This window comes from Polaribacter sp. SA4-12, assembly GCF_002163675.1.
In the GTDB taxonomy this organism is placed as follows: Bacteria; Bacteroidota; Bacteroidia; order Flavobacteriales; family Flavobacteriaceae; genus Polaribacter.
In genome coordinates this window covers 1373744-1393857 of record NZ_CP019334.1, presented here as the reverse complement: position 1 = coordinate 1393857, position 20114 = coordinate 1373744, and the positions used below count along the sequence as shown (strand labels likewise).

General features: G+C 29.2%; 18 protein-coding genes and 1 other RNA gene. 9 read left to right on the top strand and 10 right to left on the bottom strand.

Annotated elements, in window-relative coordinates; all coding sequences use genetic code 11:
- Positions 1-37 precede the first annotated feature (37 nt).
- From mazG to ruvX, 4 genes are all read right to left on the bottom strand, one after another.
- Complete coding sequence (gene mazG / locus BTO07_RS05955; RefSeq protein WP_087520361.1) at positions 38-817, bottom strand: nucleoside triphosphate pyrophosphohydrolase; 780 nt, start codon at positions 815-817, stop codon at positions 38-40.
- 2 nt (positions 818-819) lie between these two features.
- On the bottom strand, positions 820-1248 hold the full coding sequence (locus BTO07_RS05950; protein WP_087520360.1) for a DUF5606 family protein: 429 nt from the start codon (positions 1246-1248) through the stop codon (positions 820-822).
- 26 nt (positions 1249-1274) lie between these two features.
- A complete protein-coding gene (gene def, locus BTO07_RS05945) occupies positions 1275-1865 on the bottom strand; it encodes a peptide deformylase (protein WP_087520359.1) in 591 nt (196 codons plus the stop codon).
- A gap of 109 nt (positions 1866-1974) precedes the next feature.
- Complete coding sequence (ruvX, locus tag BTO07_RS05940) at positions 1975-2385, bottom strand: Holliday junction resolvase RuvX (RefSeq protein ID WP_087520358.1); 411 nt, start codon at positions 2383-2385, stop codon at positions 1975-1977.
- Positions 2386-2595: 210 nt separating this feature from the next.
- Here ruvX and BTO07_RS05935 point away from each other — a divergent pair, with 210 nt between their 5' ends.
- Genes BTO07_RS05935 through BTO07_RS05925 form a run of 3 tightly spaced genes read left to right on the top strand, consistent with a single transcriptional unit; the run spans position 2596 to position 5160 of the window.
- Positions 2596-3411: a 2,3,4,5-tetrahydropyridine-2,6-dicarboxylate N-succinyltransferase gene (locus tag BTO07_RS05935; RefSeq protein WP_087520357.1), complete on the top strand. Its 816-nt coding sequence runs from the start codon at positions 2596-2598 to the stop codon at positions 3409-3411.
- 14 nt (positions 3412-3425) lie between these two features.
- Complete coding sequence (locus BTO07_RS05930; RefSeq protein ID WP_087520356.1) at positions 3426-4175, top strand: glycosyltransferase family 2 protein; 750 nt, start codon at positions 3426-3428, stop codon at positions 4173-4175.
- Position 4176: 1 nt separating this feature from the next.
- Positions 4177-5160 (top strand): Stealth CR1 domain-containing protein, encoded by a 984-nt coding sequence (locus tag BTO07_RS05925; RefSeq protein ID WP_087520355.1) that lies wholly within the window; start codon positions 4177-4179, stop codon positions 5158-5160.
- Between the two features lie 32 nt (positions 5161-5192).
- Here the strand turns inward: BTO07_RS05925 and BTO07_RS05920 are convergent, their stop codons facing one another.
- The gene (locus BTO07_RS05920) at positions 5193-7256 is read right to left on the bottom strand and encodes an LTA synthase family protein (protein WP_232457094.1); all 2064 of its coding nucleotides are present in this window, start codon (positions 7254-7256) and stop codon (positions 5193-5195) included.
- 136 nt (positions 7257-7392) lie between these two features.
- Between BTO07_RS05920 and BTO07_RS05915 the strand changes: the two genes are divergently transcribed.
- The gene (locus tag BTO07_RS05915; RefSeq protein WP_087520354.1) at positions 7393-8814 is read left to right on the top strand and encodes a CCA tRNA nucleotidyltransferase; all 1422 of its coding nucleotides are present in this window, start codon (positions 7393-7395) and stop codon (positions 8812-8814) included.
- Between the two features lie 90 nt (positions 8815-8904).
- Here BTO07_RS05915 and BTO07_RS05910 read toward each other — a convergent pair whose 3' ends face one another.
- The 4 genes from BTO07_RS05910 to BTO07_RS05895 all read right to left on the bottom strand — a co-directional run bounded on the left by BTO07_RS05910 (position 8905) and on the right by BTO07_RS05895 (position 14078).
- On the bottom strand, positions 8905-10734 hold the full coding sequence (locus BTO07_RS05910) for an ABC transporter ATP-binding protein (protein ID WP_087520353.1): 1830 nt from the start codon (positions 10732-10734) through the stop codon (positions 8905-8907).
- On the bottom strand, positions 10734-12449 hold the full coding sequence (locus BTO07_RS05905) for a phospho-sugar mutase (RefSeq protein WP_087520352.1): 1716 nt from the start codon (positions 12447-12449) through the stop codon (positions 10734-10736). The genes BTO07_RS05910 and BTO07_RS05905 overlap by 1 nt, the downstream gene beginning before the upstream one ends.
- Positions 12450-12493: 44 nt before the next feature.
- A complete protein-coding gene (locus tag BTO07_RS05900) occupies positions 12494-13450 on the bottom strand; it encodes a glycosyltransferase family 2 protein (protein WP_087520351.1) in 957 nt (318 codons plus the stop codon).
- A gap of 100 nt (positions 13451-13550) precedes the next feature.
- Positions 13551-14078 carry a DUF4199 domain-containing protein gene (locus BTO07_RS05895; RefSeq protein WP_087520350.1) on the bottom strand — a complete coding sequence of 176 codons (528 nt, stop codon included), beginning with the start codon at positions 14076-14078 and terminating at the stop codon, positions 13551-13553.
- Between the two features lie 175 nt (positions 14079-14253).
- Between BTO07_RS05895 and ffs the strand changes: the two genes are divergently transcribed.
- The 5 genes from ffs to BTO07_RS05870 all read left to right on the top strand — a co-directional run bounded on the left by ffs (position 14254) and on the right by BTO07_RS05870 (position 18833).
- Positions 14254-14352, top strand: an RNA gene (gene ffs / locus BTO07_RS05890) — signal recognition particle sRNA small type.
- Positions 14353-14540: 188 nt separating this feature from the next.
- On the top strand, positions 14541-15344 hold the full coding sequence (locus BTO07_RS05885; protein ID WP_087520349.1) for an SDR family oxidoreductase: 804 nt from the start codon (positions 14541-14543) through the stop codon (positions 15342-15344).
- Positions 15345-15456: 112 nt separating this feature from the next.
- A complete protein-coding gene (gene fsa, locus BTO07_RS05880; protein ID WP_087520348.1) occupies positions 15457-16110 on the top strand; it encodes a fructose-6-phosphate aldolase in 654 nt (217 codons plus the stop codon).
- 525 nt (positions 16111-16635) lie between these two features.
- Positions 16636-18315 (top strand): 2-succinyl-5-enolpyruvyl-6-hydroxy-3-cyclohexene-1-carboxylic-acid synthase, encoded by a 1680-nt coding sequence (menD, locus tag BTO07_RS05875; RefSeq protein ID WP_087520347.1) that lies wholly within the window; start codon positions 16636-16638, stop codon positions 18313-18315.
- A gap of 2 nt (positions 18316-18317) precedes the next feature.
- A complete protein-coding gene (locus BTO07_RS05870; protein WP_232457093.1) occupies positions 18318-18833 on the top strand; it encodes a DNA-binding protein in 516 nt (171 codons plus the stop codon).
- Between the two features lie 69 nt (positions 18834-18902).
- Here BTO07_RS05870 and BTO07_RS05865 read toward each other — a convergent pair whose 3' ends face one another.
- The gene (locus BTO07_RS05865; protein WP_087520346.1) at positions 18903-20060 is read right to left on the bottom strand and encodes an alpha/beta hydrolase-fold protein; all 1158 of its coding nucleotides are present in this window, start codon (positions 20058-20060) and stop codon (positions 18903-18905) included.
- Positions 20061-20114 lie beyond the last annotated feature (54 nt).

The window sequence follows — 20114 nt, the reverse complement described above, 5'->3', positions numbered from 1 at the left end:
ACAACATCAATTAAAGAGTTTTTAGATTTCTCTTTTTTTATTTAAAGAACTCCTTAGATTTTTCCCAATACACATCCATTTCAGATAAGGACATATCAGAAAGATCTTTGCCTTCTTCTTTAGCTGCTTTTTCTAAATATTGAAAACGATTAATAAACTTCTTATTCGTTTTTTCTAAAGCATTTTCAGGATTTACATCAATAAAACGAGCATAATTAATCATCGAAAATAAGACATCACCAAATTCTTTCTCAGTGTTCTCTTTGTTTCCTGCTTTAATTTCTTCGTTTAATTCAGTTAGTTCTTCTTGTACTTTTTCCCAAACTTGTTCGGGTTTTTCCCAATCGAAACCAACACCTGCTACTTTTTCTTGAATTCTACTTGCTTTTACAACAGCAGGTAACCTTTTAGGAACGCCTTCTAAAACAGATTTGTTTCCTTCTTTTAATTTTAGTTGTTCCCAATTACGTTTTACTTCTTCTTCCGTTTCTGCAACAACATCACCATAAATGTGAGGGTGTCTGTGTATTAGTTTATCGCAAATTGAATTGGCAACATCAGCAATATCAAAAGCTTTCTTTTCGCTTCCGATTTTAGAATAAAAAACGATGTGCAAAAGCACATCGCCTAATTCTTTTTTTATTTCTTGTAAATCATTATCTAGAATTGCATCAGCAAGTTCGTACGTTTCTTCAATAGTAAGATGACGTAAACTTTCTAAAGTTTGTTTTTTATCCCAAGGACACTTCTCTCGAAGATCATCCATAATATCTAACAATCTATTAAAAGCAGCTAACTGATCTTCTCTAGAATTCATAATTATGATTTAGCTTCAACTTCTTCAGTAGCTTTAGTTTCTTCAACTTTAGAAAAATCCATTCCAGCTTTGACTAATGCGTTAAACCATTGAATTACTTTTTTAATGTTAGAAGCATACACTCTTTCTTCATCATAACCAGGTAAAACTTCAGCGAAAAAAGCTGTTAATTTTTTGCTACTTTCTTTATGAGAAATTGCTTCTTTTCCTTCTGTTTTTTCATACATAGAAGTAAGAACGTCTAATAAAGGCACATCTTCTTCGTACGTGTAGATAGCAATGTTTTCTAATAAACTTACGTTTTGAGTAGCGTTAATTGCTAAACGTTTATTGTCTACTAAAGATTCTGCAATTACTGCATTTTTAGATTGAGAGATTACTTGAAATAATCCTGGTTTTCCTGTTACGCTTATAATTTTACTAAATTCCATTTTGTATATTTTTATGTCTTTTTAGACTATTTACCTTTTTTTGCATTTGGAAAACGCATTCTATAATCTGCGTTAATTTTCCCTTTAGAAATATTTTCTAATTTCTTTTTTATCAACCTTTTTTTAAGAGTTGAAAGTTTATCTGTAAACAAGATTCCATCAATATGATCATATTCATGTTGAAAAACTCTTGCAGCTAAACCATCTAAAACTTCAGTATGCGTTTTAAATTCTTCATCTTGATACTCAATTGTAATTTCTGGTTGACGAAAAACATCTTCTCTAACATCAGGTATACTTAAACACCCTTCGTTAAAAACCCATTCTTCACCTTCTTCTTTTATTATTTTAGCATTTATAAAAACTTTATTAAAGTTTTTTAAAGCCTCTCTATCTTTTTCAGATAAATCTTCATCATCAGCAAAAGGAGAAGCATCAATAATAAACAAACGAATTGCTTTACCAATCTGTGGTGCAGCTAAACCAACACCAGAAGCATTGTACATCGTTTCCTTCATATTAGAAATTAATTTTTCTAAATTTGGGTAATCTGCATCAATTTCAGTTCCTACTTTACGTAAAACTGGATCCCCATAAGCTACTATTGGTAATATCATTTTCTTTTTTTTAATGTCTGCAAAAGTACAATTTAGAATTACGAATTACGAATTTTGAATTAGGAATTTTGAACAGTTACACAATTAAACGATTCAACAATTACACAGTTTATTTATTATATAAATATGACTGTAATATGATAGTTGCACTAATTTCGTCAACTAAAGCCTTATTTCTACGTTGTTTTTTATTTAAACCACCATCAATCATTGTTTGAAAAGCCATTTTTGAAGTAAAACGTTCATCAATTCTTAGTAAAGGAATTTGAGGAATTTGTTTTTCAAGCTTTTTTAGAAAAGGAAGTATCAAAGCCTCACTTTCACTATCAGTATTATTCATTTGTTTTGGTTTACCAACTATAAATAATTCGACTTTGTTTTTAGAAATATATTCTTTTAGAAAAGAAATTAAATCATCGGTGTTTACTGTTGTTAAGCCAGAGGCAATAATCTGAAGTTCATCAGTTACTGCTATTCCTGTTCTTTTTTTACCAAAATCGATGGCGAGAATTCTACCCAAATTAAATGTTTTTTGCAAAAATAAAAAGTTATATTTTAATAATAACAGATTAATTAAAATATTATCAATTAGTTAACTAAGTTTTTTTTAAATAATACGCTGTAATTGTAGAATTGTATTTTAAACAACATGGAATAATCTGTTTAAAAAACGTATATTCGTCCCGCTTTTTGCGGATAGATTTATATTTGCAGAAATTAATTTATTAGTATGAAAGACATTAGAATAATCATAGAGTCAGCTTGGGAAAACCGTGAGTTGTTAAAAGAAGAAAATACAATTAATACCATTAGAAAAGTTATTGATTTATTAGATAAAGGAGAATTAAGAGTTGCAGAACCAATTGATGGTGGATGGCAAGTTAATGAATGGGTGAAAAAAGCCGTTGTTTTATATTTTCCAATTCAGAAAATGGAAACTTTAGAAGCTGGTATTTTTGAATATCATGATAAAATGCCTTTGAAAACAAATTATGCTGCACAAGGAGTTCGTGTTGTTCCTGGAGCATCTGCTCGTCAAGGTTCATATCTTTCTGCTGGTACTATTTTAATGCCAAGTTATGTAAATATTGGTGCTTACGTTGATGAAGGAACGATGATTGATACTTGGGCTACAGTTGGTTCTTGTGCTCAAATTGGTAAAAATGTTCATCTTTCTGGAGGTGTTGGTATTGGTGGTGTTTTAGAACCATTACAAGCTGCACCAGTAATTATAGAAGATGGCGCTTTTATAGGGTCTAGATGTATTGTTGTAGAAGGTGTAAGAGTAGGTAAAGAAGCTGTTTTAGGCGCGAATGTTGTATTAACAATGAGTACTAAAATTATAGATGTAACAGGTGATGTGCCAGTTGAAACAAAAGGTGCTGTACCACCTCGTTCTGTTGTAATTCCTGGAAGTTACACTAAAAAGTTTGCTGCTGGAGAATTTAATGTACCATGCGCATTAATTATTGGAAAAAGAAAAGAAAGTACCAACAAAAAGACATCTTTAAACGATGCTTTGCGTGAATACGACGTTGCAGTTTAAGATTTAAAATAGCTATGACAAAGATTACTGCAATTATACCAACTTTAAATGAAGAGATTCATATAGCTGATGCTATCGCATCAGTAAGTTTTGCTGATGAAATTATTGTTATAGATTCTTTTAGTACTGATAAAACTATAGAAATAGCTGAGAAGTTAAATGTAAAAATCATCAAACGAAAGTTTGATGATTTTTCTTCTCAAAAAAACTTTGCTATTGACCAAGCAAAGCATACATGGATTTATATTTTGGATGCTGATGAGAGAGTTACACCAGAAGTTGAAGTTGAAATTATAGAAGCTGTTAAGAATCCAAAAGATTTTGTTGGATTTTATGTAAGAAGAACTTTTTATTTTTGTGATAGAAAAGTAAATTATAGTGGGTTTCAGAGAGATAAAGTTATTCGTTTATTTCTAAAAGAAAAATGTAAATACAATGGTCTTGTTCATGAAAAAATTTCAGCAAATGGTAAATTAGGTTTTTTTAAACATAAAATTGACCATTTTTCATATAGGAGTTATGATCATTACATATCTAAAATGAATCATTATGCTGCTATAAGAGCAAAAGAATTACATGAAAAAAAGAGAAAAGTAAATATCTATCATGTAATGATAAAACCTGCTGCTAGGTTTTTTATACATTATGTAATTCGCCTTGGGTTTTTAGATGGATTTACAGGTTTCTTAGTGGCAAATACACAAGCTTATGGTGTTTTAACAAGATATATTAAGTTATGGTTTTTAAATAATAAGAAGCATTAATATGCAAGAAACTAAAGATATTATTGTTGATGCTGTTATTACTTGGGTAGATGGAAATGATCCTGTTCATAAAGCTAAAATGGCTAATTATATAGAGAATAAATCTTCTTTAAATAATAAGTCAGTTAGAATGCGTTATGACCAAGTAAATGAAATTGAATTTGCTGTAAAGTCAATTTTAAAAAATGCAAAATTTGTACGGAATATATTTATTGTTACAGATAATCAAACACCAGAATTTTTAAAAGATACAGAAAAAGCTGAAAAAGAGTTTCCTAATGTTTTTGTTATAGATCATAAAACAATTTTTGAAGGGCATCATCAATACTTGCCAACTTTTAACTCTATGTCTATAGAGTCTCTGCTTTATAAAATACCAAGTCTATCAGAGTGTTTTGTATACTTAAATGATGATTTTTTTCTAACAAGAGAAACAAGTAAGTCAGATTTTTTTATTGATGGTAAACCAATAATAAGAGGTGAATGGACTTCTTTTTATGAAGATATTTGGTATAAAAAATTGCAATTATTAATCTATAATTTAATAGGTAAAAATGAAAAAGTAAATGCTTTTGGTTTTAAGAAAAGTCAACAATTAATAGTGAAAAAGCTAGGTTTTAAAAAGTATGTTAGATTAGATCATACATTTACATCTTTAAGGAAATCTACATTTAATACGTATTATCAAGAAAACAAGAAGATGTTAGATAGTAATATTAAATATCGATTTAGAAATTCAAATCAATACGTACCCCAATCCTTAGCAGCTCATTTAGAAATAAAGAATAATACTTTTGTTCTAAAAAATGATTATCAACTTGTTTATTTTCAAAATTATAAAAAACCTTTTTTTTGGATTAAATATAAGCTTAGAAAAGCATTGAAAAGTGATAACAAACTATTTCTTTGTATGCAAAGTTTAGATCAGTGTCCTGAAGAAAAATTAAGCTTCATAAAAAAATGGCTTTCTAATAAATACAATTGATTTAATAGAAATTATAAATCAATTTAAAAAGGCTATTTAGATACTTTTTTATTGTTAAAATACAAATACTTTGTAGTGTGATAATAGGCAGATAAAAGGCTATCCATTTGCTGTGTAATATTCGGTTTATCTAGCTTAATATCTTTAATTATATTTGACTGTAAACTAAACAAACTTGCTTTTTTAGAGATGTTCGTTTTTTCATAGTAAAATCCATCTTTTATAAGACCGACAGCTTTTTCTCCTTTGCTTTGAATGTATACAAAAGCAGCAGTATTTATTGCAGTACTGTCTAATAGATTTCTTCCTAAAGTGTAGTTTGTATAATCGATTTTCGCTAAACCTGTAGCTGTAGGAAAAATATCAATTAATTTAGCATACTTATCTATAACTTGAGGTTTTATGTATTTTGGGGCATTAATAAAAAACGGAACATGATGTACTTGAATACCTAAATCATCTTCATTGTTTTTTAAGAAATTTAACTTTTTCATTCCTCCTCTATGATCTCCAAAAAAGACAAAAATAGAATTGTCGTAGTAACCAGATTCTTTTGCTCTTTCTAAAAAACGAGCAACATTAAAATCTAAATAACGAATTGCATTTAGTTGGCCTAAAGATCTAAAACCTCCTGTAAGTAATGTTTCTTCATCAATATCATCTTCTAAAATAGGTGTATAGCTTTCTTTTTTATCAGGTACTGTAAAAGGCATATGATTTGTAGCTGTTTGAATGTAAGTAACAAACGGCTTTCCTTCATCGTATAATTTTTTTAATCTTTTGTCAGCTTCTTTAAATAAGTCGTAATCATCAATTCCCCAAACATCAGCTCTATTTACTTCATCAAAACTGCCTTCTTCATAAATTTTCAATCCTTTTATGTTTGATTGAAAAACACCTCTAATATTTGCCCAATTTGCAGATCCTCCAATAAAATATGATTTTTCATATCCTTTAATTTGATCAAAAACAATACGTTGATCAATAATCATTGGGTTTCTAGAAGCTGTTTTAACATCTTCAATATCTGGCAAGCCTGTAATACTAGCAAAAACACTACCAGCAGTACCAGGTTTATGTACGTAAAATTTAGAAAAACTCAAACTTTCTTTAATAATTGAATCCATTTTAGGAGTACTATTCAATGGGTTTCCATAGAAACTCATTGGCGCTGTTCCTACTGACTCTAACATTACAAAAACAATATTCGGCTTTTCTTTATAAGGATTTTTAAAAGTTACTTTTTGCTCAAAATTAATAGTGTCTTGTGGTAAATTTAAGTGTTTTGCAATTACAGGGTAATAGGTTTTGAATTTCTCAATATCTACACCTTCGCTTCTAAAAGCAAAACTGTCGAAAAAATATAAAACAGGATTTAAAGCAAATTGATTTGCCGAATTATTTTTTGAGAAAAAAGCTTCACTCCAACGTAAAGGATAATGTGTTACACTATTATAAACACCAAAAGATAAGAGTAGAAATGTTGATGTAAAAAAAGCAAACTTTATTTTCTTTGTTATTTTTTGATGTGCTTTTGAAAAGAACTTATACAAGAAGCCCGAAAATTTATAAATGATAAAAGATAAAACTAATAAACCAAAAAGGCCTTTGTAAACAGGGTAGCTTTCAACCAAAACCTGACTAGATATTTTAAAATTACTTAAGAAGCGTAGTGAAGAAGCATCTAATCGAATGGCTAAATACTCATAATACCCAAAATCAAATATGTAAAAAAGGGTAAGAATTAAGTATATTGAAACTAGATAAAAATTTGCTATTTTCTTATAAATAGTGTTTTTGAAAAATTTATAGTTTGTAACTAAAACGAATATTGCTAATGGAAAGAAACTAAGAATAGCTAATTTTAGATCAAAACGTACACCTAGAAAAATTGCTTTTTGTATCTCTTTTGCTGAAGCACCGTCTAAATTAGTGAAAAATAGATAGAAAAAAAATCTAAATAAAAGAATAAAAATAAAAAGGGAAAATACATTTGTAAAGATGTATTTAATGTAATTAGGAATTTTTAAAAACATGTGTTTTGTATAAATTACAAATGTACTATTTTTACAATTACTTAAAATATAAATATTCATTTTAATAAATAGTAATTCCAATTTTGTGAGATGTTTATTATATAGTAAATTCGCGACAAAATAAAGTAAATACAAAATCATCAATTATTTTAAAGATTGATGTAAATACTATTTAGGTCTTAAGAGCGTAAAATAAATGCAAAAGCAATTCTATAAAGAAGCAATTTCTTCAGAAATATTTAATGTAATATCTAAAGCATCAAAAGAACTACAAGTTGATAGCTATGTAATTGGTGGTTTTGTGAGGGACTTTTTCCTGAAAAGAGGAACAGCAAAAGATATTGATGTTGTAGCAATTGGAAGTGGAATTGAGTTAGCTCAAAAAGTTTCTAAACTATTACCAAACAAACCAAAAGTACAAGTTTTTAAAACCTACGGAACAGCAATGTTACGTTATAAGGATGTAGAAATTGAGTTTGTTGGAGCAAGAAAAGAATCGTATTCTGAAGATAGTAGAAATCCTGATATAACTGAAGGAACTTTACAAGATGATCAAAATAGAAGAGATTTAACTATAAATGCTTTGGCATTAAGTTTAAATGAAGATAATTTTGGCGAATTATTAGATCCTTTTAATGGAATTGAAGACTTAGATAATAAGGTGATTAAAACACCTTTAAATCCTGATATTACCTATTCTGATGATCCTCTTAGAATGATGCGTGCAATTCGTTTTACAACGCAGTTAAATTTTAATATTGATGCTGAATCTTTAGAAGCAATTACTAGAAATGGTTACAGATTAAAAATAATTACTCGAGAAAGAATTATTGTTGAATTGAATAAAATTCTAGCATCACCAAAACCTTCAATTGGTTTTTTATTGTTAGAGAAAACAGGATTATTAAAACAAATTTTACCTGAATTAGTTGCTTTAAAGGGAGTAGAGGAAGTAGAAGGTCAAAAGCATAAAGATAATTTTTATCATTCATTAGAAGTTGTAGATAATATCTGTGAAAATACAGAAGATGTTTGGTTGCGTTGGGCAGCTTTATTACATGATATTGGAAAAGCACCAACAAAAAGGTTTAGCCAAAAAGTAGGTTGGACGTTTCATGCTCATGAGTTTGTAGGCTCTAAAATGGTATATAAATTATTCAAGCGTTTAAAAATGCCAATGAATAATAAAATGAAATTTGTTCAAAAAATGGTCATGCTAAGTTCAAGACCAATTGTTTTGGCAACTGAAGTTACAGACTCTGCTGTTAGACGTTTGGTTTTTGATGCTGGTGATGATATTAATTCTTTAATGACATTATGTGAAGCTGATATTACTACAAAGAATCCAAAGAAATTTAAACGTTACCATCAGAATTTTGAGATGGTAAGAACTAAAATTAAGGAAGTAGAAGAAAGAGATCAAGTTCGTAATTTTCAACCTCCAGTTACTGGTGAAGAAATTATGAAAGCTTTTAATTTAAAACCTTGTCGAGAAATTGGGCAAATAAAAGAAGCAATAAAAGAAGCCATTTTAGAAGGTGAAATACCAAATGAAAAAGTAGCTTCTTATAGTTTTATGATTGAAAAAGGAAAATCTTTAGGATTGAAAATTGATTAAGATATTTTAATTTCTATAAGAGTAAATTATAGACATAAAGAAAGACCAATACTTTTAAAGTATTGGTCTTTCTTTTTAAGATATATTCTTTTAACTTAAAGACTGCATTGTTACTAACTTAAAGTATTCTCCTTTTTTAGCTAGTAACTCTTCATGTTTTCCTTGTTCTACAATGGCACCTTTTTTCATTACAACAATCTTATCTGCGTTTTGAATAGTAGATAATCTGTGTGCAATTACTAAAGAAGTTCTGTTTTGCATCATTTTTTCTAATGCAGTTTGTACCAATTGTTCAGATTCTGTATCTAAAGCAGAAGTAGCTTCATCTAAAATCATAATTGGTGGATTCTTTAAAACGGCTCTTGCAATAGACAAACGTTGTTTTTGTCCGCCAGAAAGTGTTCCTCCTCCATCACCAATATTAGTGTTGAATTTTTCTGGTAAATCTTGGATAAACTCATTTGCATTTGCAATTATTGAAGCTTCTAAAATAGCTTCATCAGTTGCGTTTTGAGTTCCTAGTTTTATGTTGTTAGCTATTGTATCATTAAATAAAATAGAATCTTGAGAAACAATTCCCATTAAACCTCTCAAAGATTTTTTTGTAACGTCTTTAATGTTTTTGTTATCAATTAAAACAGCTCCTTTATTAACATCATAAAAACGAGTAATTAAATTTGCTAAGGTAGATTTTCCACTTCCAGATTGTCCAACTAAAGCAACAGTCTCCCCTTTTTTAACAGTTAAAGAAAAGTCCTTTAAAACATACTCATCTTTGTATTTAAAAGAGATGTTTTTAAATTCAATTTCGTTTTCAAAGTTCTCTTTCACAATAGCGTTTGGTTTGTCTTTAATACTGTTTTCAGTATTTAAAACTTCCATTATTCTTGCTGCAGATGCTTCTCCTTTCTTTATGTTGTAAAATGTTGTAGTGATTAATTTAATCGGATTTAAAACAGTGTAAAATAAGAGGATATAACCTAAAAACTTACTAGAATCTAAAGGACTCGTTTTGTTTAAAACTTCAACACCACCATACCATAGAATCGCAATAATTGTTGCAGATCCTAAAAATTCACTCATTGGTGATGCTAAGGTTTGTCGGTGAAAAACACTTGTTGTTAACTGTCTAAATTTCAATGTAGAATTATTGAATTTTTCTTCAATAATTTTTTCAGCATTAAAACCTTTTATGATCCTTAAACCAGTCAATGTTTCTTCAATAAAGGAAAGAAAATTACCTGTTTCTTTTTGAGCTTTTTCTGATTTAGATTTCAACTTTTTACTAATTGATGATATTATAAATCCAGAAACTGGTAATAAAATAAATACAAAGAGCGTTAGTTGTACACTCATAAAAAGCATAAGACTTATTGAGATAATAACAGTTAAAGGTTCTCTAACAATTACTTGTACCGAACTCAAAATTGAATTTTCAACTTCCTGAACATCAGATGTCATACGAGCAATAATATCTCCTTTTCTTTTTTCTGTAAAGTAAGATACAGGCAATTCTACAATTTTATTATAGAGTTTGTCACGTAAATCTTTTACAATTCCCGTTCTTAAAAAAGTAATTACATATGATGCTAAATACCTAAATAAGTTTTTTAGAAAAAAGAGTGAAAGTGCTAATAAGCAAATAAATAACAGTGTATTTATTTGCCCTTCATTTTCTATTTTTTGAGATATAAAATAATTAAAACTATTTTCAGCATAAGTACCAAAACTAGAAATACCTTCATAAATAGGTTTTGTAATTACTTTTTCTTCTTTACCAAATAGAATATTTAGAACAGGAATAAAGGCTAAAACAGATAGCACATTAAAGAGCGCATAAAAAATATTGAAAAGAATATTTAAAAGAGTAAACTTCCGATATTTCTTTTCATATTTTAAAATGTCTTTGAAATAACTCATTAATTCAATTCCATTTCTTTAATAATTCTTTGAATTTTAGCATCTAAAGCTGCTTCAGTTGTTTCAGCATTTTTTGCTGAATCTAAAGAAGTATTTACACTAAAATAGAATTTTATTTTTGGTTCTGTTCCACTTGGTCTTGCTGCAATTCTTGTTCCTGATTCAGTTTGATAAATTAAAACATTAGATTTTGGTAAATCAATGTTTGTTACTTCTCCAGTAATTAAGTTTTTTCTTGTTGAAGCTTGATAATCTGAAAGTGTTTCTACTTTTTCACCATCAATTTCAGTTAATGGATTGTTTCTCATATCACTCAACATTTGCTGAATTTCTGAAGCACCATTCATTCCTTTCTTAACGATAGAAATTAAGCTTTCTTTATAAAAGTTATTTCTAACATAGACTTTTAATAACTCTTCGTAAAAAGAACTTCCATTTTGTTTTGCATAGGCAGCAACTTCACAAGCTAACAATGTTGCAGTAACGGCATCTTTATCTCTTACGAAATCTCCAATCATATAACCAAAACTTTCTTCACCACCACCAATGAAATCCATAGATTCATTGTCTCTAATCATTTTAGCAATCCACTTAAAACCAGTTAAACCAACTTTAGTTTCTACTCCATAACTTTCTGCAGCTTTATTTACCAATTCTGTAGATACGATTGTAGAACCTACAAATTGATTGCCGTTAATTTTACCTTCTTCTTTCCATTTTTTTAGTAAGAATTCAGTCATAACAACCATAGTTTGGTTACCATTCATCAACTTCATGTTTCCATCTAAGTCTCTAACAGCAACACCTAATCGATCACAATCAGGGTCTGTACCAATAACAATATCAGCTCCAATTTTATTAGCTAACTCTGTGGCCATTTTTAATGCTTCTGGTTCTTCTGGGTTTGGAGATTTCACAGTTGGAAAATCACCATTAGGTACTCTTTGTTCTTCAACAATATGCACATCTGAATAACCTGCTTTAGCTAATGCATCAGGTACAGAAACAATTGATGTTCCGTGTAAAGAAGTAAATACTATTTTTAAGTTTTTTCTATCTATATCATTTGATAAACATCCGTTTTTAACAGATCCATCAATAAAAGCATCATCTACATCTTTACCAATAACTTCTATTAAATCTTCGTTTGCAGTAAACTTAATTTCAGAAAAATCTAATGAATTTACATTTCCAATAATTCCACCATCATGAGGAGGAACAATTTGTCCACCATCTGCCCAATATACTTTGTAACCATTATATTCTGGCGGATTATGAGAAGCTGTTAAAACAATACCAGCATCACAACCTAAATGACGAACTGCGAATGATAATTCTGGAGTTGCACGTAAATCTTCGAAAAGAAAAACTTTTATATTATTTGCAGATAAAACATCTGCTACAATTTTAGCAAACTTTTTACTATTATGTCTACAGTCAAAAGCAATTACAACGCTTCGTTGTTCTTTTTTTACATTATCTATTAAGTAATTAGATAAACCTTGAGTTGCTCTACCTAATGTATATTTATTAATTCTATTAGTTCCTGCGCCCATTACTCCACGCATTCCACCAGTTCCAAACTCCATGTCTTTGTAGAATCTATCTGCTAAGGCATCAGGGTTATTGTTGATTAAATCATTTACTTCAGCTTGAGTTTCAGCATCAAAAGTTGATGTTAGCCATTGTTTTGCTTTGTCTAAAAAATCTTTCATAGAATTAAAATATAGATTACTAAATTGAATTACAAATATACAGATTAGAAATTAATCTTTTCTTTAATAGTATAGTGTTTTTCGTTGCTTTTTGTTTTTATTATGAGTTCTCCAATAAAGCCTGCCAAAAATAATAAAGTCCCTAATATCATAGAAGTAAGTGCTATGTAAAACCAAGGATTATTAGTAACTAAAATCGTTTTTATACCATTAAAAACATTGTATAGTTTGTAGGCTCCAATGTAAAATGCAGAGGTAGTTCCGAATAGAAACATTAATGTTCCCCAAAGACCAAAAATGTGCATGGGTCTTTTTCCAAATTTGGATAAAAACGAAATCGTAATTAAATCTAAAAAACCGTTAACAAAACGATCTATTCCAAATTTAGTTTCTCCGTATTTTCTTGCTTGGTGTTGTACTACTTTTTCTCCAATTTTAGTAAAACCTTCATTTTTAGCTAAAACAGGAATGTATCTGTGCATTTCACCACTTACTTTTACCGATTTTATAACCTCATTTTTGTAAGCTTTTAATCCGCAATTAAAATCGTGTAATTTTAATCCTGAAGTTTTTCTCGCAGCAGCATTAAATAATTTTGAAGGAATATTTTTAGTGATAACGTTATCATAACGCTTCTTTTTCCAACCAGAAATTAAATCGAAATCCTCTTTTATAATTAAATCGTATAATTCAGGAATTTCATCTGGATTGTCTTGTAAGTCTGCATCCATGGTAATAACAACGCTTCCTTTTGCGAGTTCGAAACCAGCATCTAAAGCTTGAGATTTACCATAGTTTTTTTTAAAACGAATTCCTTTTACAGGTTCGTTTTTAGATGATAGTTCTTCAATAACTCCCCAAGAGTTGTCTGTGCTACCATCATCGATAAAAATAATTTCATATAAATAACGATTGGATTGCATAACTTTTGCAATCCAATCGTGTAATTCTTGTAAAGATTCATCTTCGTTAAGAAGTGGTATTACTACCGAAATATCCATGTTTATTTGTTCTAAAATTTAAAGTTGTAAAGTTAAAATTTTGAAAAGGATTATTACAAAAACTTTCAAATTTTATAAACGAATTAACTTTTAAATTTATTTAGTAGGCATCTTCTTCAGAATGTTTTTTTACAGCAGCAATAATTGCTGATACAACAAAACCAATAAAAGTCATAAATAAAAGACCAAGTGCGTCTCCAATTATTGTTCCTTGAAATTTACCTTGCATTTCTAATTGAGCATCAATTTGTTCTTCTGATAAACCACTATCTACTAAACCAGTTCTTGTAACTTCTTCTACTTGTTTGTAAAAGTCAGGTTCAATAAAACCAGTAAATATGTGCTGATAAATAAGACTAATTACAGTACCAATAAGAATAATTCCAATTCCAATTTTAACTCCTTGAGACCAGCTCATAAAACCGCCATTGTCTTTTTTAAATTTAGAGATACCAATTATTGGAAAAGCAATAACAATAACTACTAAGATAGCAAGACTGATATAACCAGCTGTTGGATCAAGATGCATGCCTAAAGCATACGTTATAAGACTCGTTAATACTAGGATTAATCCATAATATAGACCGTTGTTTAATATTATACTTTTACTACTTGCTTGATCTTCCATTTTATCTAATTTAGTTAGTTATACAAATATATTGATTTCATTTTGATAGTTTTTCTTTTTTATAAATTATTGTCAGCTATCAGAACAATACATTAGTATTCAGGATGTTGAAATTGTTACAAAAAAATTTTACTTTTTTTAATTGTTTTAATAAAAATGTGTTGTAAATTTGCAGCGGCAAGTCCTACACAACTAGCTCCCTTTGAATCCTCCAGGGCGGGAACGCAGCAAAGGTATTAGGTTGTAGCGGTGTGATGTAGGTAGCTTGCCATTTTTTATTTCTCTAATTTAATTCTGAATCTCTTCAGAATTTTTCTTTTTTATAGCAGTTATTAACTTTCTCCTTTTTAGTTTTCTTCAGTTACTTTTAAGATATTTGTAAATCTATTCAAAGATTAAACGATTGTTTATTTAAAGGTTAATTTTTGATTTTTTTAATAATTTAATTTATTTAATAATAACATGTCTAAAGTTGTATTAATTACTGGAGCTTCCTCAGGAATCGGAAAATCTATTGCTACTTTTTTATCTGAAAAAGGATATAAAGTTTACGGAACAAGTAGAAATCCTAAAAACACAGCAGATTTTTCTTTTGAACTGATTGCTTTAGATGTATTAAAAGTAGATACAATTAATAGTGCTATCGATTTAATAATCAAAAAAGAAGGAAGGTTAGATGTTTTAGTAAATAATGCAGGTATGGGAATTACAGGTCCTATAGAAGATACACCAACTGACGAAATGCGTGCCGTTTTTAACACCAATGTTTTTGGTGCAATTGATGTTATGAAAGCTGCTTTACCACAAATGCGCAAACAAAAATCGGGTACAATTATCAATGTAACTTCTATTGCAGGTTATATGGGTTTGCCTTTCAGGGGATTATATTCTGCTACAAAAGGAGCTTTAGAAACAATTACTGAAGCAACAAGTATGGAAGTAAAGCCTTTTGGAATTAAAGTTGTAAACGTTGCTCCTGGAGATTTTGCGACTAATATTGCAGCAGGAAGATATCACACGCCAGTTTTTGAAAAATCTGCTTATAAAGAGAATTATCAAATGAATTTAGATTTGATGGATGCTCATGTAAGTGGTGGTATGGATCCTTTAGAAATGGCAAAAGCGGTTCATAAAATTATAATTTCGAAAAATCCTAAGATTCATTATAAAGTTGGTGGATTTATGGAAAAATTTTCAATTGTTTTAAAACGTATTTTACCTGATAGAACGTATGAGAAAATTTTAATGAATCATTATAAATTATAAGTTACTTTGTTCATAAATGATAGAAAAATAGACATGATTAGCCTTAATTATAGATGATGTCTAACTATCTTTGCATACAGATTAATTAAAATAAGACAACAAAAATAATATTATGAAATTTTTTATTGACACTGCAAATTTAGAGCAAATAAAAGAAGCGCAAGCTTTAGGTATTTTAGACGGAGTAACTACAAACCCATCTTTAATGGCTAAAGAAGGAATTACTGGTGAAGCGAACATTATTAACCATTACAAAGAAATTTGTGAGTTGGTAGATGGTGATGTTTCTGCAGAAGTAATTTCTACAGATTTTGAAGGAATGGTAAGAGAAGGAGAGGCTTTAGCAGCTTTAAACCCTCAAATTGTGGTAAAATTACCAATGATAAAAGACGGTGTAAAAGCGTGTAAATATTTTTCTTCTAAAGGAATTAAAACAAACGTAACATTGGTGTTTTCTGTAGGTCAAGCTTTATTGGCGGCAAAGGCAGGTGCAACTTATGTTTCTCCTTTTTTAGGTCGTTTAGATGATATTTCTACAGACGGAATGAACTTAATTTCTGAAATGAGACTTGTATTTGATAACTATAAATTTGAAACTCAAATTTTAGCTGCATCTGTACGTAATACTATGCATATTGTTAATTGTGCAAAATTAGGATCGGACGTTATGACTGGACCTTTAAGTGCAATCGAAGGTTTGTTAAAACACCCTTTAACAGATAGTGGTTTGGCTCAATTTTTAGCAGATTACCAAAAAGGAAACTAACCAACGCAGTTGGTTTTTATATATTAAAGTCAGAATGTAGAAAAGTTGTTTTTTACTTTCTGACTTTTTTGTCTTCAATAATTTTTTAAGTTTGCAGCTTAGTCGCTTACCAATAATTTTAAATATAATTATTAGAAGCTATTTCCTGCTTTCCATTATATCTTTTTATTTCTGTCATTGCGAAGTTTACTTTTTGTAAACTGTGGCAATCTCTTAATTAAAAACAGATTACTTCGTTCCTCGTAATGACGCTTTTCTAAAAAGACTATAAAAAGGATGTCATTTCAATCAGGGCTAAACTTGTTTAGAAACGAATAGCTAATAAATAAAATTAAAGAGTCGTTAACTTTCTAAGTAATAAATGAAAGTTTGCGGCTTTTTTGTCTTCAATAAATTTTTGACTTTGTAACTTTGCAGCTTTGCAACTAGTTTTAAAAAATACAGTTGCAAAGTCGCAAAGTTTAAAATAGTTACAATTTGTAAATACTTTTAAACTTTAGGACTTTGTCACTTTGTAACTATAATATGTACCCAAAGAAACCTTTAGCACAAATTGTAATTTCAGCTTGTCGTCAATTTAATATTGATACCGTTGTTATTTCTCCAGGTTCACGTAATGCTCCTTTAACGGTTGGTTTTTCTAATCATCCAGAAATTGAAACATTAAGTGTTGTGGATGAGCGTTGTGCTGCTTTTTTTGCTTTGGGAATTGCGCAACAAACTCAGAAACCAGTTGCAATTGTTTGTACTTCGGGTTCTGCTTTGTTAAATTATTATCCTGCAATTACAGAAGCTTTTTATAGTAATATTCCGTTAGTTGTAATTTCTGCAGACAGACCAAAACATTTAATTGATATTGGCGACGGACAAACGATTCGTCAAGAGAATGTGTTTGAAAATCATATTTTGTTTTCTGCAAATTTGGTCGAAGACTCAAAACTCAAAACTCAAAACTCAAAACTTATTTGTGAAGCTTTACAAATTGCAGTTTCGCAAAAAGGACCTGTGCATATAAATGTTCCGTTTGATGAACCTTTGTATGAAACTGTAAGCGAGTTAGATACTGTCATTGCGAACAAAGTGAAGCAATCTGTAGATGAGATTACTTCGTCGTTTACTCCTCGTAATGACGATACAGATTATAATAAACTTGCTTCAATTTGGAATGCATCAACTAAAAAAATGATTTTAGTTGGGGTTAATTATCCGAATGAAGATTTACATAAATTAATAGATATTTATGCCAATGATGATGCTGTTTTAATATTAACAGAAACAACATCTAATTTACATCAAGAAAAGGGGGTAGATTCTATAGATCAATTAATTTTTTCTTTGGATGAGCAGCAGTTTGAGGCTTTAAAACCAGAAGTGTTAATCACTTTTGGAGGAATGATTGTCTCTAAAAAAATAAAACAATTTTTAAGAAAATATCAGCCAAAACATCATTGGAATATTGATGCGGAAAAGTCAATAAATACGTTTTTCTGTTTATCAGAATTTATTCAAATAAAACCAGTAGATTTTTTTAGAAATTTCAATTTGAAGATTACTGAAATTGAAAGTGATTATCAAAAGAATTGGTTGCAAATTCGTGATGAAAAACGTGAGAAACATTCAGCGTATTTATCAAAAGCACCACATTCCGATTTTAAAGTTTTTGAGCAAATTATAAAAAGTGTTCCTAATAAGAATCAGTTGCAAATTAGTAACAGTTCAATTATTAGATATGCACAATTGTTTAGTATCGATAAAACAAACAATGTTTTCTGTAATAGAGGTACAAGTGGAATTGACGGAAGTACTTCTACAGCAATTGGAGCAGCGTTTGCAAATAAAAATCAGACTGTTTTTATAACAGGAGATTTAAGTTTTTTCTATGATAGCAATGCTTTGTGGAATACTAATATACCTGCTAATTTTAGAATTATAGTCATTAATAATTCTGGAGGAGGAATTTTTAAAATTATTCCAGGACCAAAATCGACCAATGCTGCAAAATATTTTGAAACGCCACATTCTTTAACTGCAGCACATTTATGCAAAATGTATGGGCTAGATTATTTAAAAGCAACATCAACAGAAACAGTAACAGCACAATTAAAAGGTTTTTATGAAACATCAGAAAAACCAAAAATATTAGAAATCTTTACGCCAAGTGAAGAAAATGATTTAATTTTAAAAGAATATTTTAAATATATATAGTAATGGATTTACACGAGGACTTTAGAGAAGAAGACGATAATTTACAAGATGGAGAAGAGAATTCTCAAGAAGGAGAAGACAACTCTCAAGAACCAGAAATGTACTTGAAAGAAGGTGATAAAGTTAGCTTAGTAATCGAAACTGAAACAGGTTTGGGGTACACTGTTTTTATCAATGAAGAATTTGATGGTTTACTTTTTAGAAGTGAAGTTTTTCAGGAATTAGAAGAGAATATGGAAGTTACTGGTTACATCAAACAGATTCGTGAAGACGGGAAAATTGATGTTTCTCTTCGTCCACAAGGTTTTAGAAATGTAATTGATTCTGATGTAGATAAAGTACTTTCTAAGTTAAAAGATAGTAGAGAAGGTTTTCTGTTACTTACTGATAAAAGTTCTCCAGATTCTATTCGTTTTCACATGAAAATGAGCAAGAAAGCATTTAAAAAAGCAGTTGGTAATTTATACAAGCAAAAACTAATAACTATTGAATCTGATAGAATAGTATTAGTTAAATAATTAGTTTACAGTTTTCAGTAACAGTAAACAGTTTGACTGGAAACTGCTACTGAAAACTGCTGACTTTTTTTACATTCCACCAAGTCTTAAAATATTTTCATAAAAAGCGTCAGAATTTGGGTCAGCAGGATCCATTTTTCCATACCCGATTTTATAGTATTTTAAGGCTTTTTTAATTTGTTTTCCACTTTCATAATATCTACCAATATAGTAATCACCTAAAGGAGAACTCGGAAATAATTTTAAAATCATTTTACCAAACTCACGTAATTGATCTCCGTTTTCCTTTTCAATAATTATACTTTCTACAGCGTAAATATCACGTTCTCTAATTCCTAAATTACTTCCAAAAAGGAACTCAATTTCTAAATATTTATTTTCTAAATAAGAAATAGCATCAAGAGGAGAGAGGTCTTTTATATTTTTCTCAAATTCTTCTTTTGAAATTGCAGAATAAATTTCAAAGATTTTATTAATAGCTCTCGGAATTGCTTCACTCATCGCAGAAACACTACTCGAAGTTGCAATAGTATCATTTATAATATTAAAATTCTTTAATTTAAGAGATGATAAACCTGTTTGTAATTCCCCAATTTTAGTTTGCTTTTTTGCTGAAAAGGAAGTGGAATTATTCGTGTACAAATAAAAGGTATTATCTTCTTTTTGGAATTTTGTTAAATTATAAGACTGAAATTGTTGTCCTACAAAATCTGAAAAAGTTGGATTGATACAGATGTATGAATTGATAATCGGAAGAGATTCACTTAAATAATGACTAATTAAATTAGCGGAAGTTCCTTCTCCTACTAAAGAAATAAAAGGAGAAGTTCTGTAGTTACTTTCCATGTAAAAAATAACTTCATCTCTTACAAATTGATAAAAAGCAGTATTGCTTGCTGTTAAATTACCATTGTTTGTATTAAAATACGTGTCTTTTTTTCTGGTTTTCCCCATAGAAATACCTACAACAATTTGTTTTGGCGCTTTGTCTTTTGCCGCAAATAAAACGGAGTTGCCAACATAAGCGTCAAATAAGTATTCTGCATCAAAGACAACAGCAAGAGGGTAGTTTTTAGCATCCTCTTTTTCATACCCTTTTGGTAAATAAATTTTAAGGTTTCTTGTAGTTCCTAATATGTCTGATACTAAGTTTTTTTCAATTAATTTTTGTGAAAATCCACTAAAGAAAAAAAGTATACATATTAGGGTGAACGATTTCTTTATCATAAATTTGAATCTTTTATTTTTGTAACCAATTATTTTGTTCTTCTACAAGAACGT